Here is an 18651-nt window from a genome sequence, read left to right on the forward strand (position 1 = left end):
GAGCAGCCCCGCCCGCTACATCCACTCACTCGTCCGCAGCCACCCCATCATGTTGTCCATCGCCTGCTCGGAGACGCCCGGCGCGCAGCTCGGCGGCGGCGCCGAGCGGGTCGCGCGGCCGGGCCCGTACAGGTCGCGCCAGACCGTGCGGGCGCAGGCGAGCACGGCGGGCGCGAGGCGTTCCAGGTCGCGCTGGGCCGTCAGACCCTTGCCGGACAGGGAGATCGCGGCGACGGCCCGGCCCGCGCCGCGCAGCGGGGCCGCGACGCAGACGACGTCGCGGTGGCTCTCCTCGTGGTCGAAGGCGACACCCCGGTCGCGGGCCGCGGCGAGCGCGGAGCGCAGAGCGGTCGGATGCGTGAGGGTGCGTGGCGTGCGGGGGCGCAGCCCGTGCGCGAGGACGCCCTCGACGGTGGCCGGGTCGCTGAACGCGAGGACCGCCTTGCCGGCGGCCGTGCAGTACGCGGGCATGCGGCCCCCGACGCGGGAGGGCACCGACGTGTCGTGCAGACCGCCGATCCGTTCGAGGCAGACCACTTCGGCGCCGTCGAGGACGTACAGGTGCACCAGGTGCCCGGTCGACTCGTGCAGCGCGTGCAGCCGGGGGAGCGCCGTCCGGCGCAGCCGGTTGTGGTGGGCGGCGAGCGCGCCCAGTTCGAGCATCCCCATGCCCATCCGGTAGTCCCGGCCCTCCCGGTCGAGCCAGCCGAGCCGTACCAGCTGGTCGAGGATGCGGTGGGCGGAGGACCGGGGGATCCCGGAGCGCCGGATCACCTCCGTGAGGGAGAGGCGCGGCTGTGCGCCGTCGAAGGCGCCGAGCACCTTCGCGGCCTTCTCCAGGAGCGAGGGCGCGGCGCCCCCGACGATCCCGGTCTGCTCGGGCATGGCTGAACCCCCAGGACAACAGGGCGCATCCGCGACATTGCGGGCGCGTTGACGACCTCGCGCCGACCTTGCCATGCGCCCTCGACCCAGGGGAAGAGCCGGGAGCTATGTATTTCGGTTCGGCATACCTTCCGCCGTCACGTCGATCGCTTCGGCACGCCTGTCGTCGTCACGCCGCCCGCTGCCGCACGCCTGTGGTCGTCACGCCGCCCCCGCCACGAGGGACCGCAGCAGCCCCACATCCGCGCCCGTGAGATCGGCGACGACCGTGCGGCCCGGGGCCGCAGCGATCGGCCGCACCGACGGGACCACGAGGACCGCGCACCCCGCCGCCTCCGCCGACGCCACTCCCGTCGGGGTGTCCTCCACCGCGACGCACCGCTCGGGCTCCACGCCGAGCGCCGCGGCCGCCGCGAGATACGGGTCCGGCGCCGGCTTGGTGCGCGGCGTGTCCTCGGCCCCGTACACCGCGTCGAAGACGTGCCCGTCGAGGGACCCGGCGATCCGGCGCACCACCGCGCGCGGCGACGCCGACACCAGGGCTGTCGGGACCCCGGCCGCGCGCAGTGCGGCGAGCAGCCCGAGGGCGCCCGGCCGTGGCGGCGCGCCCTCGGCGATCCGGGCGGTGAAGCCCCGGCCCAGTTCGTCCGCGAGGTCCGCGCGGGGCGCACCCAGGGACTCGTGCAGCAGGTCCGCCGTGTCCCCGACCGAGCGTCCGAGCGCCGCGGCGCGGCCCTCCTCGTCCAGGGGGCGGCCGTGCCGCTCGGACACGGCCTCGACGACCTCGAGCCACATGTCCTCGGTGTCGACGAGCGTGCCGTCCATGTCGAAGAGCACCGCCTGGAGGGCGGAGGGTTCGACGGGCAGCGCGCGGGTGGGCGCGCCGGCGTGGGCGCGAGGGGTGTTCACAGTGCTCCAGAAGCCGAAGGGACAGGCCGACCCTCTCATTACGGTCGCCCCGCATGACAGGCCGGTGAACGGCGCACGCCCTCCACGCAGCTCACGCGCGACAGCCAGGGAACCCGCCGAGGTTCCCGCTCAGCGGGAACCACCCGTTCTCGGCCCGCGGGAGGCGGGCGTACGGTCCAGCCACTCGAACCCGCACCCAGGAGAGGGCCCCCGCATGAGCGAATCCCCGGCCACCGCAGCCGCCGTACTCGAAGCGGTCCGCGCCCTCGCGCCGGCGCTGCGCGAACGCGCCGCCGAGGCGGAGGCGCTGCGCAAGGTGCCCGACACGTCGATCAAGGACCTGGAGCAGACCGGCTTCTTCCGGCTCCTCCAGCCCCGGGCCTACGGCGGATTCGCCGCCGACCCGGCCGTCTTCTACGCCGCCGTCCGCGAGATCGCCCGAGCCTGCGGCTCCACCGGCTGGGTCGCGTCCGTCGTCGGCGTCCACCCCTGGCACGTCGCGCTCTACGACCCGCGTGCCCAGGAAGAGGTGTGGGGCGCCGACCCGTCGACCCGGATCTGCTCCTCGTACGCCCCGACCGGCAAGGTCACACCCGTCGACGGCGGCTTCCGCATCAGCGGCTCCTGGAGCTTCTCCTCCGGCTGCGACCACGCGGACTGGGCGCTGCTCGGCGGCCTCGTCATGGACGCGGACGCCCGGCCCGTCGACATGCGGACGTTCCTCGTGCCGCGCGCGGAGTACCGCATCGACGACGTGTGGGACACCGTCGGCCTGCGCGGCACCGGCTCCAACAACGTCGTGTGCGACGACGTGTTCGTGCCCGAGCACCGCGCCCTCAGCTTCGGCCCCGTCACGGCCCTGAACGTGCCGGGCCACGCGGTCAACCCGGAGCCGCTCTACCGCCTCCCGTACGCCGCCGTCTTCACCACCACCATCTCCACCCCCGTCGTCGGCATCGCCGAGGGCGCACTCGACGCGTACATCGAGGCCACCCGCAAGCGCTTCCGCGTGTCCTACGGCGAGCAGGTCGCGGAGGACCCCTTCGCACAGGTCCGCATCGCCCGGGCCGCCTCCGACATCGACGCCGCGGGCCTTCAGCTCCAGCGCAACATCGCCGAGTTGTACGCCTGCGCGGAGCGCGGCGAGGAACTCCCCATGCCGCTGCGCGCCCGCGCCCGCCGCGACCAGGTCCTCGCCACCGAGCGCGCCGTCGCCGCCGTCGACCTGCTCATGGAGAACGCGGGCGGCGGCGCCATGCGCACCGGCCCCAACCCGGTGCAGCGCGCCTGGCGCGACGTCCACACCGGCCGCGGCCACGCCGCCAACGACCCCGAGCGCGCCCTCCTCCTCTCCGGCCAGAGCGCCCTCGGCCTCGACATCCAGGACACGATGCTGTGAGCACCTCTACCGATACGGTGAACTCCCTTACGCACGAGGGGACTTCGCGGACCGTCAAAGCCGCCGGCCTGACCCTCCACTACCACGAGGCGGGCCCCGGCGCCCCGGACGCCCCTGTCGTGATCATGCTGCACGGCGGTGGCCCCGGCGCCTCCGGCTGGTCCAACTTCGGCCGCAACCTGCCCGTGTTCGCGAGGCACTTCCGTACCCTCCTGATCGACCAGCCCTGCTACGGCGCTTCCGACAAGCCCGAGCTCACCAAGGACTTCTTCTCCTACGCCGCAGACGCCGTCGCCGCCCTCATGGACGAACTGGCCATCCCTCGGGCGCACTTCGTCGGCAACTCCCTGGGTGGCGGGACGGCGACCCGGATGGCCCTCGACCACCCGGACAAGGTCGGCAAGCTCCTCCTGATGGGTCCGGGCGGCATCTCCGTCAACCTGTTCGCGCCCGACCCGACCGAAGGCATCAAGAAGCTCTTCGCGTTCAACGGCTCGGGCGAGCCGACCCGCGCCATGATGCGCGACTTCCTGACCACCCTCGCGTACGACGCCTCGATCGTCACCGACGCGTTCGTCGAGGAGCGTTACGCGCAGGCCGTCGACCCCGAGGCCAAGCTCGGCAACGACCGCATGACCGCGTCCTTCGCCAAGTGGCCCGCCGACACGATGCTGTGGCGCGAGGCCCACCGCATCACCGCTCCCACGCTCCTCACCTGGGGCCGCGAGGACCGCGTCAACCCGCTCGACGGCGCCCTGGTCGCCCTCAAGACCATTCCGGACGCGCGCCTGCACGTCTTCCCGCACTGCGGCCACTGGGCGCAGACCGAGCGGTTCGACGAGTTCAACCGCCTCGCCATCGACTTCTTCGGTCACTAGTCACCAGCCACTGGTCATCAGCCATCAGCCATCAGCCACCGAAAGGCCCGCAGCCATGGACATCCGCTCTCTGGGCTTCCTCCGCATCGAGACCGCGAAGCTCGCCGAGTGGCGCACCTACGTCATCGACATCCTCGGGATGACCGAGGGCGCCGACTCGACGGACACCGTCCTGCACGCCCGGATCGACGACCGGATCCGCCGCCTGTCCTTCGTGGCGGGCGAACACGACCGCCTTCTGTCCGCCGGCTTCGAGGTCGCGAACGCGCGAGCGCTCGCCGAGGCCGCCGCCGAACTCGAAGCGGCCGGAGTAGCCGTCAAGCACGCCGACGACGCCACCCTCGCCGACCGCCGCGTACAGGGCCTCATCCACTGCGAGGACCCGGCCGGCAACCCCCTGGAGATCTACTGGGGCCAGGCCCAGGACCACACGCCGCTCGCCGCGCCCTACGGCAACCGCTTCGTCACCGGCGACCACCTCGGCCTCGGCCACGTCGTCATGCCGGCCCCCGACATGGAAGCCACCCTCGACTTCTACGAGAACCTCCTCGGCTTCCAGCTCCGCGACCGCATGAAGCTGCCGCCCGTCGCCGTGCCCACGGGGAAGCCGGGCCAGGACTTCTACTGGATGAACTTCCTCAGCCCCAACGCCCGCCACCACAGCCTCGGCCTGTACCCCGGTGAACTGCCTCCCGGCATCGTGCACTTCATGGTCGAGCTGGAGCGCCTCGACGACGTCGGCTTCTGCCTGGACCGCATGAACGCGGCGGGCATCCCGATCGCCTCCACCCTCGGCCGGCACTCCAACGACCACATGGTGTCGTTCTACGCACAGGCCCCGGGTGGCTTCCAGGTCGAGTACGGCTGGGACGGTCTCATCGTCGACAAAGAGACCTGGGTGACGAAGGCGATCACCTCCGACAGCTTCTGGGGCCACCGGTGGAACGGCTGAGCCCGGAGGCGTTCCGCGACGTCCTCGGCCACTTCGCGTCCGGCGTCACGGTCGTCGCCGCCCTCGACGAGGACACGGGCGAACCGGTGGGCCTCGCCTGCCAGTCCTTCGCCTCGCTCTCCCTCGAACCGCCGCTCGTGCTGCTGTGCGTCGCCAAGTCGTCGACGAGCTGGCCCAAGGTGCGGCGCGCGGGCCGGTTCGGCGTCTCGATCCTCGCCGACGACCAGCGAGCCGTGTGCGCCGCCGTCGGCCGCAGCGGCCCCGACAAGTTCCGCGACGTGCAGTGGGAGCCGGCCCCGGGCGGCGCGGTCCGCGTGGCCGGCGCCCTCGCCACCGTCGACTGCGAGCTGTACGCCGTCCACGAGGCCGGTGACCACTGGATCGTCACCGCCCGCGTCCTCGGCCTGACCGCACGCGACGGCGGCAGACCCCTTCTCTACTTCCGCAGCGCCTACGCCACCGGGGAGTTCGCATGAGTGACGCCGAGATCGGCTACGACGTGGTGGTCGTCGGGTCCGGCGCCGCCGGCTTCGCCGCCGCGATCACCGCCCGCCTGCGCGGCCTGACCGCCCTGATCGTCGAGAAGACCGACCACTACGGCGGCTCCACCGCCCTGTCCGGCGGCGCGATCTGGGTACCGGGCAACTTCCACCTCGACGCGGCCGGCCTCGGCGACACGTACGAGAAGGCCCGCGCCTACCTCGACGCTACCGTCGGCGACCGCGTGCCGGGCGACCGCAAGGACGCCTATCTGCGGCACGGGCCGCGCATGGTGCGCGAGTTCCACGACCGCACCGCCGTCCGCTTCATGTACACGCCCGGCTACTCCGACTACTTCCCGGAGGCGCTCGGCGGCATGGCGCAGGGCCGCTCGGCCGAGCCGTGCGTCGTCGACCTCAAGGAACTCGGCCCGCTCGCCCGGGACCTGCGCCGGGCGGGGCTGCCCACGTACGGGCTGACCATGACGTCGTACGACTTCCGCTTCCTCAACATGGTCGCCCGCACCTGGGCCGGCCGGCGCAGGTCGCTGCGGGTGGGGGCGCGGGCCGTGGGCGCGGCGCTGCGCGGGCGCAAGCTGCTCTCGCTCGGTGAGGCGCTCATCGCCAGGATGCGGCTCTCCCTGGAGCGGCTCGGCGGCGACCTGTGGCTGTCGGCGCCGCTCACGGGCCTCGTCGTGGAGGGCGGCCGCGTCACCGGCGTCCGCGTCCTGCGCGACGGGACCGAACACGTCGTACGGGCCCGCGGCGGCGTCGTCCTCGCCTCCGGCGGCTTCTCCCACGACCAGGCCCTGCGCGACAAGTACCTGCCGCAGCCGACGTCCACCGCGTGGACCCACTCCTCCGAGGGGCAGGTCGGCGACGCCCTGCGCCTGGGCGAGGAACTCGGCGCCGCCACCGACCTCCTCGACAAGGTGTGGGGCGCTCCCTCCCTGTGCCCGCCGGGCGAGAAGCCGTTCTTCCTCGTCGCCGACCGGGGCATCCCCGGCATGGTGATCGTGAACGAGGCGGGGGAGAGGTACGCCAACGAGGCGGCGCCGTACCACGAGTTCGTGGACCGCATGTACGCCGCCGACCGCCCCGACGCGACGACCGTCCCGTCCTGGCTGATCCTCGACGCCCGCTCCAAGGCCCGCTACATCTTCGCGGGCCTCTTCCCCGGCCAGGCCTTCCCGAAGCGGTGGCGCGAAAGCGGCTTCCTGAAGGAGGCCGCCACCGTGGAGGAGCTGGCCCGGATCATCAGGGCACCCCAACTCCCGTCCACCATAAGGAGGTTCAACGGCTTCGCCGCCACCGGAAAGGACGAGGACTTCGCACGCGGCGACAGCGTCTACGACCGCTACTACGGCGACCCGACCCTCCAGAACCCCAACCTCGCCCCCCTCGACAAGGGCCCCTTCTACGCCGTCCCCGTCCACCCCGGCGACATCGGCACCAAGGGCGGCCTTGTCACGGACGCGGACGCCCGCGTCCTGCGCGAGGACGGCACATCCGTCGCCGGGCTCTACGCCTCCGGGAACTGCTCGGCGGCCGTCATGGGGGAGACGTACCCAGGGCCCGGCGCCACGATCGGGCCCGCCATGGCGTTCAGCTGGGCAGCCGTCAACGACATCGCGGGACCGTCCACTCCAGACGGGCCCTGACCCGCGCGTCGGGGACATGGCGGACCGCGTCCCGCGCCGTGTCGTGCGCGTACCCGCCGGGCGCCTGGCAGGCGAGGATCCGCGCGAGCGCCTCGACGGCCCGCGGATCGTGGCGCAGTGCCAGGCCGCGGGCCGCCTCCGCCGCGGCGTCCGGGACCGGGTCTTCGAGGAGCGCGGCCAGCGCGTCGCGCACCTGAGCCGTGTCCGCAGGGGCCGCGGCGAGCGCCGCCGCGGCCCAGTTGCGCACATCGCCGTCCGCGTCGCGGGTCAGCGCGACCAGCGCCGCGACGCCCTCGCCGTGACCGGCCGGCACCAGACCCGTCAGGGCGAGCGCCACCGCGCGGCGCACCCGCGGCTCCGGATGCCGCGCGTGCAGCAGGATCTCCGGCAGCGCCACCGGATCCCCGAGATGGCCGAGCGCGACGACGGCCGAACGCGGACCGGCGGTGTCGCGGACCGTGCGGGCCAGGGCACGCAGCACCGGGAGCGACCTGGCCGTGTACCGGCCCCGCGGCCCCAACTGCCCCAGCACATCCGCCCCGAAGGCCCGCCGCGGCGCCTCACCGCTCGCACACCACGCGGCCGCAGCGAGGAACGTCTCCTCGTCGCCACGCGCCCGGAGCACGGCCACCGCCTCGGTCCAGTCGTCGTCGTCCGGGTCACCGCGGCGCAGCGCACGCTCCGCCAGCTCGGCGGCCGGTGTGACGACACCAAGGTCCCCCTCCAGGAGCGTGGCGATCGCCGCATGCCCCGTCTGCATGTCGTTGCCCGACCGCGGCCGCCCCTCCTCGTCGAGCAGCTCCACGACCACGGTCACCCCGCCGTCCTCCACGAACCGCTGCGTCACCGCCTCGCTCCCGGGCTGCCCAAGTCCCGTACGCAGCGCCGCCGCCACATCCACCCCGCACCAGGCCAGCGCCTCCGCAAGCGCCTCGGTCCGCCCCTGTGCGCCGTGTTCGAGCAGCGCACGCACACACCCCGTGGACCCGCGCCGGGCCGCCGCGACCAGCGGAAGACCGCCACCGGGACCCGGCAGCTGCGGATCCGCGCCGCCGTCGAGCAGCGCCCGCACCACCCGCTCGTGCCCGCGCTGGAGGGCCCACGCCATCGCCGTGAACCCGAACTCCTCGCGCAGATCGACCCGCGCGTCCGCCGCGAGCAGCGCCCGCACGACCTCCGTGTGCCCGCCGCACGCCGCCCCGCACAACGGCAGATCCGTGCCACTGCTCAGCCGGTCGGGGTCCGCCCCGGCCGACAACAGCAGCCGTACGATGCCCGGCTCGTCGCTCACCGACGCCAGATAGAGCGCCGTCCGGCCCTCGTCGTCCGGCTCGTCCGCCGCGGCGCCCGCGCGCAGGGCCCGCACCACCGCATCCTCGTCACCGCCGTACACCGCGTCGAACAGGCCACTCGCGCCTGCCTTCTGCTCTTCGTCCATAGGTCGACCATCGCCTCTCACCCGGGGTGAAAGCAAAGCGTTTTGAGGCTATGTGTCGCAGTCCATCACGGTGTGACACAGTGCGCACCGCGCCCGCACCCGGCCCCGCACCGGCACCCTGATCCGCTGATGGCACGTCGGACACGGAAACGTCACCCGCAGCGCGGACCCCTCCGTCGAGAACGCGTACGCACCGCCCGGCGCCACCGCGCCCACCCCGCTCTCCCGCGCCTCACGCCGGTCCTTCGCGTACCGACGCCGCCCCGCCCACCCGGCCGCCGTCAGCGGCGGCCGCTGCTCGTCGGCCCGCGCCCGCGCCAGCCCCTTCGTGTACGCGGTGTAGGCCTGCGCACTGGTGAACCACGTCTCCGGCGCCTCACCGAACGCGAGCGACCGCTTGGCCAGCACGTAGCCGAACTCCTCCGGCGTGAGATAGCCGAGCTTCTGCGACGACGCCGCGTCCTCCCGGTACGCGTCGAGCAGCAGCCAGCCCGCCCCCAGATAGGTGGTGGCCGTGTCCGTGAGGATCTCGTTGTCCCGCGTCCCCGGGAACGCGAGACCGAGCCGGTGCAGATAGACGTGCATGACCTCGTGGGCGAGAGCGGCCCCGATGTCCCGCCGGTGCGTACGGAACCGGTCGTTCAGCTCGATGAAGTACTCCGGACCCGCCGCCAGCTCGACACTCGCCGCATGCGTCATCTCGCGGAAACTGACGATCATCCGCGCCTCCGGCAGCCGGTAGTGCCGCACCAGCTCACGCGCCACCCGCTGCGCCCCCAGATACAGATCGTCCTGATCGCAGAACGCCACGTCGACCGGGGCGACGCTCGTCTCGAACGCGTGCACTGTGTCGTACGAGAGCCTCTTGTACAGCGCGGTCACCGCCGCCCGCACCGTCTCCAGATGCGGAAAGCCGTGCTCCACCGGTCCGCCGTTCGCCACGCCCGCACCCCCTGGGGCCGCCGGGCACCACCGCCCGGACACCGGAACTCCACTGTACGGCGGGATCCGACAGGCCCACCGGGCGCGATTAGTCCAAGACCTCTCCCCCCTTTGTCCATGGGCCCACCGGCCCCGCCCGCAGCATCGTGATCACTGCGCCCCACCATGAGCGCAGCGAGGACTGTGCCCGCCGGCTCCCACGGAGAGCGGCCCGCACCCCGTCGCGTGTAAAGAGGGGCCGGTTCCGTGATCCGGAACCGGCCCTGTACGTCTGCCCGGCGGGCGCCTACGACAACGTCACACGCGGCTCACCCGCCGCCTCCGTCTCCAGCACCCACACCTCGTTACGGCCCTCACGCAGCACGGGACCCGGAACGTACAGCGAGTGCTGTGGCCCCACCGACCAGTAACGGCCCAGGTTGAAGCCGTTCACCCACACGAACCCCCGCGTCCAGCCCGGCAGTTCGAGCTCCGCGTCCCCCGCGCCGCTCACCTCGAACGCGCCGCGGTACAGGCCCGCGGCCCCCGCGGATCCGGCCACCGGCGCAAGGCCCCGCACCGCGTCCGCGTCGTCGAACGCGTCCAGGCGCAGCGCCCGCGCCCGCACCCCGTGCAGATACTGCCGCTCGTGCAGCACCCCGCCCGTGACGCCCTTCGACTCACCCGTGCGCGGCCCGTAGTTGACGCGGCCGAGGGACTCCACCCACAGCTCGACACGGGCGGGCCCCGCGACAGGCTCCGCAAGGACCGGTTCGTCCTCCGTGAGCACCCCGGCCCGCACCCCGTCCACGTACACCACGGCACGGTCCCGCAGCCCCGCCGCCCGCAGCGGATACGCCCTGCGCGGCCCCGGCACGTCCACGCCGTAGCGGACCAGACCCCGGTCCACATCGAGCTCCTCGAAGGTCGGCGGCACCGCGTACTCGCCCTCCGCCGAACCGAGCCCGTCCAGGACCGCGTCCAGCGGCACGTACGACGTCAGCTCCGCCGTGACCGCGCCGGCCAGCGCCGCCGGCTGTACGGGGACGTCCGGCAGCGGCCCGTCCGCGTACTCGGCGAACACCTCACGGAAGCGCCAGAACTTCTCCGTCGGCCGCCCGTGCTCGTCGACCGGCGCGTCGTAGTCGTACGACGTCACATCGGGCAGGAGCCGCCCCTCGTGCAACTGCCCCGCCCGGTTCGCCCCCGCCCAGCCCCCGAAACTCGTCCCGCCGTGCGCCATGTACAGATTGACCGACGCCCCGCACTCCAGGATCTCCCGCAATGCCGCCGCCGCGTCCTCGGCGTCCCGCACGACATGGTCCGCACCCCAGTGGTCGAACCAGCCGCACCAGAACTCCATGCACATCAGCGGACCCTTGGGCCGGTGCCGGCGCAGCGTCTCGAAACCCTTCCGCGCGTTCGACCCGAAATTCGCCGTCGCGAGGACACCCGGCACCGAGCCGCCCGTCAGCATGTGGTCGTCCGGACCGTCCGACGTGAACAGCGCCGCAGTCACCCCGAGCCCGCGCAGCCCGTCCGCGAGATGGGCCAGATACACCTGGTCCGAGCCGTACGAGCCGTACTCGTTCTCCACCTGCACCATGATCACCGGACCGCCCCGGTCGTACTGCCGCTCCACGACCTGGGGGAGCAGCGCCGCGAACCAGCGGTCCACCGCCGCCAGGAACTCCCCGTCCCTGGTCCGCACCCGCGAGCCCAGCGGACCCGTCAGCCAGTGCGGCAGCCCGCCGTTCTCCCACTCGGCGCAGATATAGGGCCCCGGACGCACGATCGCCCACAGCCCCGCCTCGCGCACCGCGTCCAGGAACCGGCCCAGAGCCCCCACGTCACGCAGCTCGCCGGGGCGCGGCTCGTGCAGATTCCACGGGACGTACGTCTCCACACAGTTCAGGCCCATCGCCCGCAGCATCGCGAGACGATGCCCCCACTGCTCCTCGTGCACCCGGAAGTAGTGCAGCGCCCCCGACAGGAGCCGCACCGGCCGCCCGTCGACCTCGAAGTCGTCCTCGCCCACTCTGAACCCGGCCATCATGTCCCTCTCGTTCACCGAGAGCCTGTCCCTGCACTCCGGGCGGGCGCGGGGCGTCTGGCACGCAGTGCAAGGACAGGCTCTTACTGCCCGCCACGATCACCTCTGGCGGGCGGCAGGGTCCATGGACAAAGATCAGCCCTGTTTGGACGCAACGCGCGCACCACCGGCACCAACCCCGCCCAGGAAGGGACACAAGCGGATGTACCACACCTGGATGCGGTATTTCACCCCCAGCCCGGCCCACCACCGCCTCGGCCTCGTCTGCCTCGGCGTCGGCCTCCAGTACGGCGCCCTGCCCACCGTCGGCCCCCGCACCCTCGACCACCACGTCGCCGTCGTCATCACCGCCGGACGCGGCTGGTACCAGGCCCCCGACGGCCGCCGCACCACCGTCACCGCACCCGCCCTCATCTGGGTCACCCCCGGCATCCCCCACCACTACGGACCCGACCCCGACACCGGCTGGGACGAATGCTTCGTCGACTTCACCGGCCCCACCACCACCACCTACACCGAACTCGGCTACATAGAACCCGAGCGCCCCGTCGTCCCCCTCTCCGACGCCGCCCACGCCCGCACCGCCGTCGGCCGCATCGCCCGCGCCGCCCGCCGCGGCAACCCCCTCCTCGAGGTCGAGACCGCCGCCGCCGTCCACGAACTCCTCGTCGCCCTGCGCCGCGCCCGCGCCGACATGGCCCCCGACGGCGACCCCGTCCTCCAGTCCCTCGCCCGCGACGCCTTCCAGCCCCTGTCCGTCGCCGAACACGCCGCCCGCCACGGCATGACCCCCGCCGAACTGCGCACCGCCGTCCGCCGCGGCGCGGGCTGCAGTCCCAAGGACTACCTCCTCGGCATCCGCCTCGGCCGCGCCAAGGAACTCCTCGCCGCCACCGAACTCCCCGTCGCCGCCGTCGCCCGCCGCGTCGGCTACGACGACCCCGCCTACTTCTCCCGCCTGTTCACCCGCCGCGTCGGCACCGCACCCGTCCGCTTCCGCGAACAACAGGGCCGCACCGTGCCCGGCGGCTGGTCGAACACCGTCCCCGACCCCGACGACCCCCCGATGCTGCGCTCCCCGGGCACCACGGCCGAGCGCCCCCGCGCCACGTAGGGTTTCCTCCCATGACCAACAGCAACGCCCGCGACGCCGTGGACCCCGCCGTCCGCGCCGAACTCGCCCGCCTGCGCGACAGCATCGACAACATCGACGCCGCCGTCGTCCACATGCTCGCCGAACGCTTCAAATGCACCCAGCAGGTCGGCCACCTCAAGGCCGAACACGCCCTGCCCCCGGCCGACCCCGCCCGCGAAGCCAACCAGATCACCCGCCTGCGCCAGCTCGCCGAGAGCGCCAAACTCGACCCCGCCTTCGCCGAGAAGCTCCTCAACTTCATCATCAGCGAAGTGATCCGCCACCACGAACAGATCGCCGACGAGGCCGGCGTCACGAGGACAGCCACCACCTGATACCGGGCCCACAGCCCCACCACCCGGCGCGGCGGGCGGCCTCTGTCCCGTCCCGCGCCCATCAGGCAGCATGTCCCCATGTCCGTACTGACGCGCGACGAAGCGCAGACCCGAGCCCAGCTCATCGACGTCCAGCGGTACACGATCGACCTCGATCTCACCCGCGGAGCCGACACCTTCGACTCCACCACCGTCATCGGCTTCACCACCCGCACGGGCGGAGACACCTTCGTCGAGGTCAGGCCCGCCGACCTGCGATCCGTCACCCTCGACGGACACCCCCTGGACCCCGCCGCACTCGACGACAACCGGCTCCCCCTCACCGGCCTCACCCCCGGCCCCCACGAACTGCGCGTCGAGGCCGCCATGGCCTACTCGCACACCGGCGAAGGCATGCACCGCTTCACCGACCCCACCGACGGCGAGACGTACACGTACACGCAGGTCTTCATGGATGACGTCCAGCGCGTCTTCGCCGCCTTCGACCAGCCCGACCTCAAGGCCGTCTTCGACCTCACCGTCACCGCCCCCGACGGCTGGACCGTCCTCGCCAACGGCGTCACCGAACACCTCGGCGACGGAAAATGGCGGGCGGCCACCACCCCCCTCCTCTCCACCTACCTCGTCGCCGTCGCCGCGGGCCCCTGGCACTCCGTGCGCACCGAACACCGCGGACTGCCCTTCGGCATCCACTGCCGCCGCTCCCTGGCCCCCTACCTCGACGCAGACGCCGAAGAGATCCTCGACATCACCCGCGCCTGCTACGACCGCTACCACGAGAAGTTCGAGGAGCCCTACCCCTTCGACTCCTACGACCAGGCGTTCGTCCCCGAATTCAACGCCGGCGCCATGGAGAACCCCGGACTCGTCACCTTCCGCGACGAGTTCATCCACCGCTCCGCCGTCACCGACACCGAACGCCAGACCCGCGCCATGGTCATCGCCCACGAAATGGCCCACATGTGGTTCGGCGACCTCGTCACCCTCCAATGGTGGGACGACATCTGGCTCAACGAGTCCTTCGCCGAGTACATGGGCTACCAGACCCTCACCGAAGCAACCCGCTTCACCGGCACCTGGGTCGACTTCGGCGTGGCCCGCAAGGCCTGGGGATACGACGCCGACCAGCGCCCCTCCACCCACCCCGTCGCCCCCGACGCCGTCCCCGACACCGCGTCCGCCCTGCTCAACTTCGACGGCATCTCCTACGCCAAGGGCGCCTCCGCACTGCGCCAACTCGTCGCCTGGCTCGGCGAGAAGGACTTCCTCGCCGGCATCAACACCCACTTCCGGCGCCACAAGTTCGCCAACGCCACCCTCGCCGACTTCATCGCCTCCCTCGCCCACCACACCGACCGCGACGTCCACGCCTGGGCCGACACCTGGCTGCGCACCACTGGCGTCGACACCCTCACCGCCACCGTCACCGAACACCCCGGACAGACGGCACTCACCCTCACCCGCGACGGCAGCCGCCCCCACCGCGTCACCGTCGGCGTCTACGACCGCGACCTCATCGACGGCGCCACCCTCGTCCGCCGCGAACTGACCGACCTCGACATCCCGGCCGCCCCCGCCGACGGCGAACACAGCCTCCCCGGCCCCCGCCCCGCCCTCGTCGTCCCCAACGACCAGGACCTCACCTACGCCAAGATCCGCCTCGACCCCCACTCGGAGGAAACCGCCCTGCGCGCCCTCTCGCGCGTCCCCGACCCCCTCACCCGCGCCGTCCTGTGGAACTGCCTGCGCGACATGGTCCGCGACGGCGAACTCGAACCCCTCACCTACCTCGAAGCCGCCCGCGCCCACCTCCCCGGCGAACGCGAACTCGCCAACGTCCAGGGCGTCCTCGCCTTCGCCCGCACCCAGATCGCCGACCGCTACACCACCCCCACCGAACGCCCCGACGCCCTCGCCCTGCTCACCGACCTCTGCACCGACCTCATCCGCCGCACCGAGGACGGCAGCAACCCGGGCCTGCGCCTCACCGCCGTGCGCACCCTCATCGACAGCGCCGCCCACGCCGACACCATCCGTGACTGGTACGACAGCGGCAGCGTCCCCGGCGGCCCCGAACTCGACCCCGAACTGCGCTGGCGCATCCTCGGCCGCCTCTGCGTACTCGGCGCCGTCGACGACGCGGTCATCGAGGCCGAACTCACCCAGGACCCCAGCGCCACCGGCCGGCAGGGCGCCGCCCTCTGCCGCGCCGCCCTGCCCGACCCCGAGGCCAAACGCGCCGCCTGGGACGCGATGTTCACCACCGACGAACTCTCCAACTACCTCTTCAACGCCACCGCCCAGGGCTTCTGGCAGCCCGAACAGAACGACCTCCTGCGCCCCTACGTCGCCCGCTACTTCCCCGACGCCGTGGCCGTCGCCCACCGCCGCGGCCCCGCCATCGCCGACGCCGCAGGACGCCACGCCTTCCCCGCCCACGCCATCGACACCCACACCCTCACCCTCGGCGAAAGCTGCATCGAGGACGACGACCCCATCCCCGCCCTGCGCCGCCGACTCGCCGACCAACTCGACGACCTCGCCCGCGCCTTGAAGATCAGGACGGCCACCGCCGCGTCCTAGGGGCCCGAAGGTACGGGGTCCGACCGCACCGGGCCCCGTACCACCAACCACCCGCCCCCACCCAATCCCCGTACGGCAGTACCACTTTCGGGTTCCGATCGTTGTGATCACCGGGCACGCCACCGCCACCGCAGACAGGCTGGAGGCCCCACCCGCACACCCGAAGGACACCGCCATGAGCAACCCGCCGCCCCTCGCCGGAGGCCCCCAAGGCCCCGAAGCCCTGCGGCCGTTGCTCGACACCGTCCTCGACGCACTCCACGACGGAGCCATCGCCCGCGGCGGCCCCCTCCCCGCCGGCGGCCCCCACACCGTCACCACCCGCCTGCGCGACGTCATTGGCGACCCCCTGCCCCACCACGGCACCGGCCCCGACGCCGCGCTGCGCACCCTCGTACAGGCCCTCGCCGAAGGCGCCGCCGACCCCGCCGACCCCTTGTGCGCCGCCCACCTCCACTGCCCACCCCTCGCCCTCGCGGCCGCCGCCGACCTTGCCGCGTCCGCCCTCAACCCGTCCATGGACTCCTGGGACCAGGCCCCCGCCGCGTCCGCCCTCGAAACCCTCGTCACCGACGCACTCGCCCACGAGGTCTACGGCGACACAGGCCACCCCGGTCAGTCAGGTCGGCCCGGCCACCCGCAGGCACTGGTCACCACCGGCGGCACCGAAGCCAACCAGCTCGCCCTCCTCCTCGCCCGCGAAAGCCACGCCTCAGAGGGCCCCCTCCAGCTCATCACCGGCGCAGGCGCCCACCACTCCCTGCCCCGCGCCGCCTGGCTCCTCGGCCTCCCCGACCCTGTCACCGTGCCCGCCCCCACCGGGACCCTCGACCCCGCAGCGCTCGACGAAGCCCTCACCGACCTGCCCGGACCCAAACTCGTCGCCGCCACCGCCGGAACCACCGACGCGGGCCTCATCGACCCCCTCCCGGAGATCGCCGACATCTGCGAACACCACGGCGCCCGCCTCCACATCGACGCCTCCTACGGCGCCGGGCTCCTCTTCAGCCCCACCCGCCGCACCCAGCTCACCGGCCTCGACCGCGCCGCCACCGTCACCCTCGACCTCCACAAACTCGGCTGGCAACCCGTCGCCGCCGGCCTCCTGGCCGTACGCAACCCCGCCGACCTCACCCCCCTCACCCACCACGCCGACTACCTCAACGCCGACGACGACACCGAAGCCGGTCTGCCCGACCTCCTCGGCCGCTCCCTGCGCACCACCCGACGCCCCGACATCCTCAAAATCGCCGTCACCCTCAAAGCCCTCGGCCGCACCGGACTCGGCGCCCTCGTCGACCAAGTCTGCGACCAGGCCCAGGAGTTCGCAGCCACCCTTCACGCCCACCCCGGCTTCGACCTCTACGACACCCCCACCCTCAGCACCGTCCTCTTCCGCCCCCGCGGCGCACCCGACGAGCGCATCGCCCACATCCGCCGCACCCTCCTCACCCAAGGCCGCGCCGTACTCGGCCGCGCCCGCATGGACGGCAGGCTCTGGCTCAAAGCCACCCTGCTCAACCCGCACACCCAGCCGGGCGACCTGGCCCAGCTGCTGAAACTGGTGGAAGGAAACACAACCCGATGACCACCGCCCCCACCCCCAGGCCCCCGCACCCCGAAGCGCCCCGCGACCTCGTCGGCATCGGCATCGGCCCCTTCAACCTCTCCCTCGCCGCCCTCGCGCACCCCCTCACCGAACTCGACACCGCCTTCTACGAACAACGCCCCGCCTTCCACTGGCACCCCGGCCTCCTCATCGACGGCGCCACCCTCCAAGTCCCCTTCCTGGCCGACCTCGTCACCCTCGCCGACCCCGCAAGCCACTGGACCTTCCTCAACTACCTCAAAAGCCGCGAACGCCTCTTCCCCTTCTACTTCGCCGAGCGCTTCCACATCCAGCGCGCCGAATACGACGCCTACTGCCGCTGGGTCAGCGAAAACCTCCCCGGACTCCACTTCGGCCACCAGGTCGACGCCGTCCGCTGGAACCCCGAACGCCGCCTCTTCGAAGTCGACTTCACCCAACTCGACACCGAAGGCGAAGCCGAAGCACTCGGCCGCACCTACACCAGGAACGTCGTACTCGGCGTCGGCACCGCCCCCTACATCCCCGAACCGCTGCGCCCCCTCGCCGAAGCCCCCACCGTCCCCGTCATCCACTCCGCCGACTACCTCACCCACCGCACCGAACTCCTCGCCGCCGACCACATCACCGTCATCGGATCAGGCCAGTCCGGCGCCGAAATCTTCCTCGACCTCCTCAAGAACCGCCCCCAGGGCCGCGAAAAACTCCACTGGCTCGCCCGCAGCGAAGCCTTCGCCCCCATGGAGTACTCCAAGCTCGGCCTCGAACACTTCACCCCCGACTACACCCGCTACTTCCACCACCTCCCCGAAGACGTACGCGACGGACTCGTCCCCGCCCAATGGCAGCTCCACAAAGGCATCGACGCCGAAACCATCGCCGCCATCCACGACGAGCTCTACCAGCGCACCCTCCACGGCGGCTGGCCCGACGCCACCCTCACCCCCGGCGTCTTCGTCCGCACCGCCGGCCGCGTCGCCACCGCCAAAGTCGAACTCCACCTCGAACACCGCCGGCAGAACACCCGCTCCCGCCTCACCACCGACGCCGTCGTCCTCGCCACCGGCTACCGCGAACGCCCCCTCGACCAGATCCTCACCGGCCTGGCCCCCCACCTCCGCCGCGACAACGCCGAACGCCCCCGCATCGACGAACAGTTCCGCCTCGTCCTCGACCCCACCGTCACCGACACCGGCAGCAACATCTACGTACAGAACGCCGAACGCCACAGTCACGGAGTCGGCGCCCCCGACCTCGGCCTCGCCGCCTGGCGCAGCGCCACCATCCTCAACACCCTCACGGGCAAAGACCCCTACCCCCTCCCGCAGCGCACCGCCTTCACCACCTTCGGCCTCACCCAAAACGAAAACCGCGCCCCCCGGACCCAGTCCGGAGAACGCGGCACATCTCATCTCATCGAGCTCAAGAACTAGGG

General features: G+C 72.5%; 15 protein-coding genes. 10 read left to right on the plus strand and 5 right to left on the minus strand.

The annotated features are described in order from the left end of the window. Nucleotides 1-15 precede the first annotated feature (15 nt). Nucleotides 16-885, minus strand: a complete 870-nt coding sequence (locus OG758_RS34535) for an IclR family transcriptional regulator (RefSeq protein ID WP_326713499.1) — start codon at nucleotides 883-885, stop codon at nucleotides 16-18. Between the two features lie 201 nt (nucleotides 886-1086). Next, nucleotides 1087-1794: an HAD family hydrolase gene (locus OG758_RS34540; protein ID WP_326713500.1), complete on the minus strand. Its 708-nt coding sequence runs from the start codon at nucleotides 1792-1794 to the stop codon at nucleotides 1087-1089. A 214-nt stretch (nucleotides 1795-2008) separates the two neighbouring features. Here OG758_RS34540 and hsaA point away from each other — a divergent pair, with 214 nt between their 5' ends. The 5 genes from hsaA to OG758_RS34565 are packed head-to-tail and all read left to right on the plus strand — an operon-like array spanning nucleotide 2009 to nucleotide 7163. Next, the gene (gene hsaA / locus OG758_RS34545) at nucleotides 2009-3193 is read left to right on the plus strand and encodes a 3-hydroxy-9,10-secoandrosta-1,3,5(10)-triene-9,17-dione monooxygenase oxygenase subunit (protein ID WP_326713501.1); all 1185 of its coding nucleotides are present in this window, start codon (nucleotides 2009-2011) and stop codon (nucleotides 3191-3193) included. Beyond that, a complete protein-coding gene (gene hsaD / locus OG758_RS34550; protein ID WP_326713502.1) occupies nucleotides 3190-4071 on the plus strand; it encodes a 4,5:9,10-diseco-3-hydroxy-5,9,17-trioxoandrosta-1(10),2-diene-4-oate hydrolase in 882 nt (293 codons plus the stop codon). Before hsaA ends, hsaD begins: the two co-directional genes overlap by 4 nt. A 55-nt stretch (nucleotides 4072-4126) precedes the next feature. Then, the gene (locus tag OG758_RS34555) at nucleotides 4127-5023 is read left to right on the plus strand and encodes a VOC family protein (RefSeq protein WP_326713503.1); all 897 of its coding nucleotides are present in this window, start codon (nucleotides 4127-4129) and stop codon (nucleotides 5021-5023) included. Beyond that, nucleotides 5011-5499, plus strand: a complete 489-nt coding sequence (locus tag OG758_RS34560) for a flavin reductase family protein (RefSeq protein ID WP_326713504.1) — start codon at nucleotides 5011-5013, stop codon at nucleotides 5497-5499. The genes OG758_RS34555 and OG758_RS34560 overlap by 13 nt, the downstream gene beginning before the upstream one ends. After that, nucleotides 5496-7163, plus strand: a complete 1668-nt coding sequence (locus OG758_RS34565; protein ID WP_326713505.1) for an FAD-dependent oxidoreductase — start codon at nucleotides 5496-5498, stop codon at nucleotides 7161-7163. Before OG758_RS34560 ends, OG758_RS34565 begins: the two co-directional genes overlap by 4 nt. Here the strand turns inward: OG758_RS34565 and OG758_RS34570 are convergent. From OG758_RS34570 to OG758_RS34580, 3 genes are all read right to left on the minus strand, one after another. Next, nucleotides 7123-8601, minus strand: coding sequence for an ankyrin repeat domain-containing protein (locus OG758_RS34570; RefSeq protein ID WP_326713506.1), 1479 nt, complete (start codon nucleotides 8599-8601; stop codon nucleotides 7123-7125). The two genes, OG758_RS34565 and OG758_RS34570, sit on opposite strands and share 41 nt — an antisense overlap. Before the next feature lie 48 nt (nucleotides 8602-8649). Next, the gene (locus tag OG758_RS34575; protein WP_326713507.1) at nucleotides 8650-9543 is read right to left on the minus strand and encodes a hypothetical protein; all 894 of its coding nucleotides are present in this window, start codon (nucleotides 9541-9543) and stop codon (nucleotides 8650-8652) included. Between the two features lie 286 nt (nucleotides 9544-9829). Further along, nucleotides 9830-11575 (minus strand): glycoside hydrolase family 35 protein, encoded by a 1746-nt coding sequence (locus OG758_RS34580; protein ID WP_326716134.1) that lies wholly within the window; start codon nucleotides 11573-11575, stop codon nucleotides 9830-9832. 202 nt (nucleotides 11576-11777) lie between these two features. On the opposite strand from OG758_RS34580, the gene OG758_RS34585 reads away from it, so the two are divergent. The 5 genes from OG758_RS34585 to OG758_RS34605 all read left to right on the plus strand — a co-directional run bounded on the left by OG758_RS34585 (nucleotide 11778) and on the right by OG758_RS34605 (nucleotide 18649). Beyond that, nucleotides 11778-12689 (plus strand): helix-turn-helix domain-containing protein, encoded by a 912-nt coding sequence (locus OG758_RS34585; RefSeq protein ID WP_326713508.1) that lies wholly within the window; start codon nucleotides 11778-11780, stop codon nucleotides 12687-12689. Between the two features lie 11 nt (nucleotides 12690-12700). Beyond that, nucleotides 12701-13045, plus strand: coding sequence for a chorismate mutase (locus OG758_RS34590; RefSeq protein WP_266565431.1), 345 nt, complete (start codon nucleotides 12701-12703; stop codon nucleotides 13043-13045). A 78-nt stretch (nucleotides 13046-13123) separates the two neighbouring features. Continuing rightward, nucleotides 13124-15628, plus strand: a complete 2505-nt coding sequence (gene pepN, locus OG758_RS34595; protein ID WP_326713509.1) for an aminopeptidase N — start codon at nucleotides 13124-13126, stop codon at nucleotides 15626-15628. Between the two features lie 175 nt (nucleotides 15629-15803). Continuing rightward, complete coding sequence (locus OG758_RS34600) at nucleotides 15804-17216, plus strand: pyridoxal phosphate-dependent decarboxylase family protein (protein ID WP_326713510.1); 1413 nt, start codon at nucleotides 15804-15806, stop codon at nucleotides 17214-17216. Beyond that, a complete protein-coding gene (locus OG758_RS34605; RefSeq protein WP_326713511.1) occupies nucleotides 17213-18649 on the plus strand; it encodes a lysine N(6)-hydroxylase/L-ornithine N(5)-oxygenase family protein in 1437 nt (478 codons plus the stop codon). Before OG758_RS34600 ends, OG758_RS34605 begins: the two co-directional genes overlap by 4 nt. Nucleotides 18650-18651 lie beyond the last annotated feature (2 nt).

The sequence above is a fragment of the Streptomyces sp. NBC_01474 genome (assembly GCF_035918215.1).
Classification (GTDB): Bacteria; Actinomycetota; Actinomycetes; order Streptomycetales; family Streptomycetaceae; genus Streptomyces; species Streptomyces aureus.

Excerpts from the sequence above, each read along its gene's own strand:
- OG758_RS34535 (WP_326713499.1), bottom strand. The coding sequence starts at position 885 with ATGCCCGAGCAGACCGGGATCGTCGGGGGCGCCGCGCCCTCGCTCCTG.
- hsaA (WP_326713501.1), top strand. The coding sequence starts at position 2,009 with ATGAGCGAATCCCCGGCCACCGCAGCCGCCGTACTCGAAGCGGTCCGC.
- OG758_RS34555 (WP_326713503.1), top strand. The coding sequence starts at position 4,127 with ATGGACATCCGCTCTCTGGGCTTCCTCCGCATCGAGACCGCGAAGCTC.
- OG758_RS34565 (WP_326713505.1), top strand. The coding sequence starts at position 5,496 with ATGAGTGACGCCGAGATCGGCTACGACGTGGTGGTCGTCGGGTCCGGC.
- OG758_RS34570 (WP_326713506.1), bottom strand. The coding sequence starts at position 8,601 with ATGGACGAAGAGCAGAAGGCAGGCGCGAGTGGCCTGTTCGACGCGGTG.
- OG758_RS34580 (WP_326716134.1), bottom strand. The coding sequence starts at position 11,575 with ATGGCCGGGTTCAGAGTGGGCGAGGACGACTTCGAGGTCGACGGGCGG.
- OG758_RS34585 (WP_326713508.1), top strand. The coding sequence starts at position 11,778 with ATGTACCACACCTGGATGCGGTATTTCACCCCCAGCCCGGCCCACCAC.
- OG758_RS34590 (WP_266565431.1), top strand. The coding sequence starts at position 12,701 with ATGACCAACAGCAACGCCCGCGACGCCGTGGACCCCGCCGTCCGCGCC.
- pepN (WP_326713509.1), top strand. The coding sequence starts at position 13,124 with ATGTCCGTACTGACGCGCGACGAAGCGCAGACCCGAGCCCAGCTCATC.
- OG758_RS34600 (WP_326713510.1), top strand. The coding sequence starts at position 15,804 with ATGAGCAACCCGCCGCCCCTCGCCGGAGGCCCCCAAGGCCCCGAAGCC.
- OG758_RS34605 (WP_326713511.1), top strand. The coding sequence starts at position 17,213 with ATGACCACCGCCCCCACCCCCAGGCCCCCGCACCCCGAAGCGCCCCGC.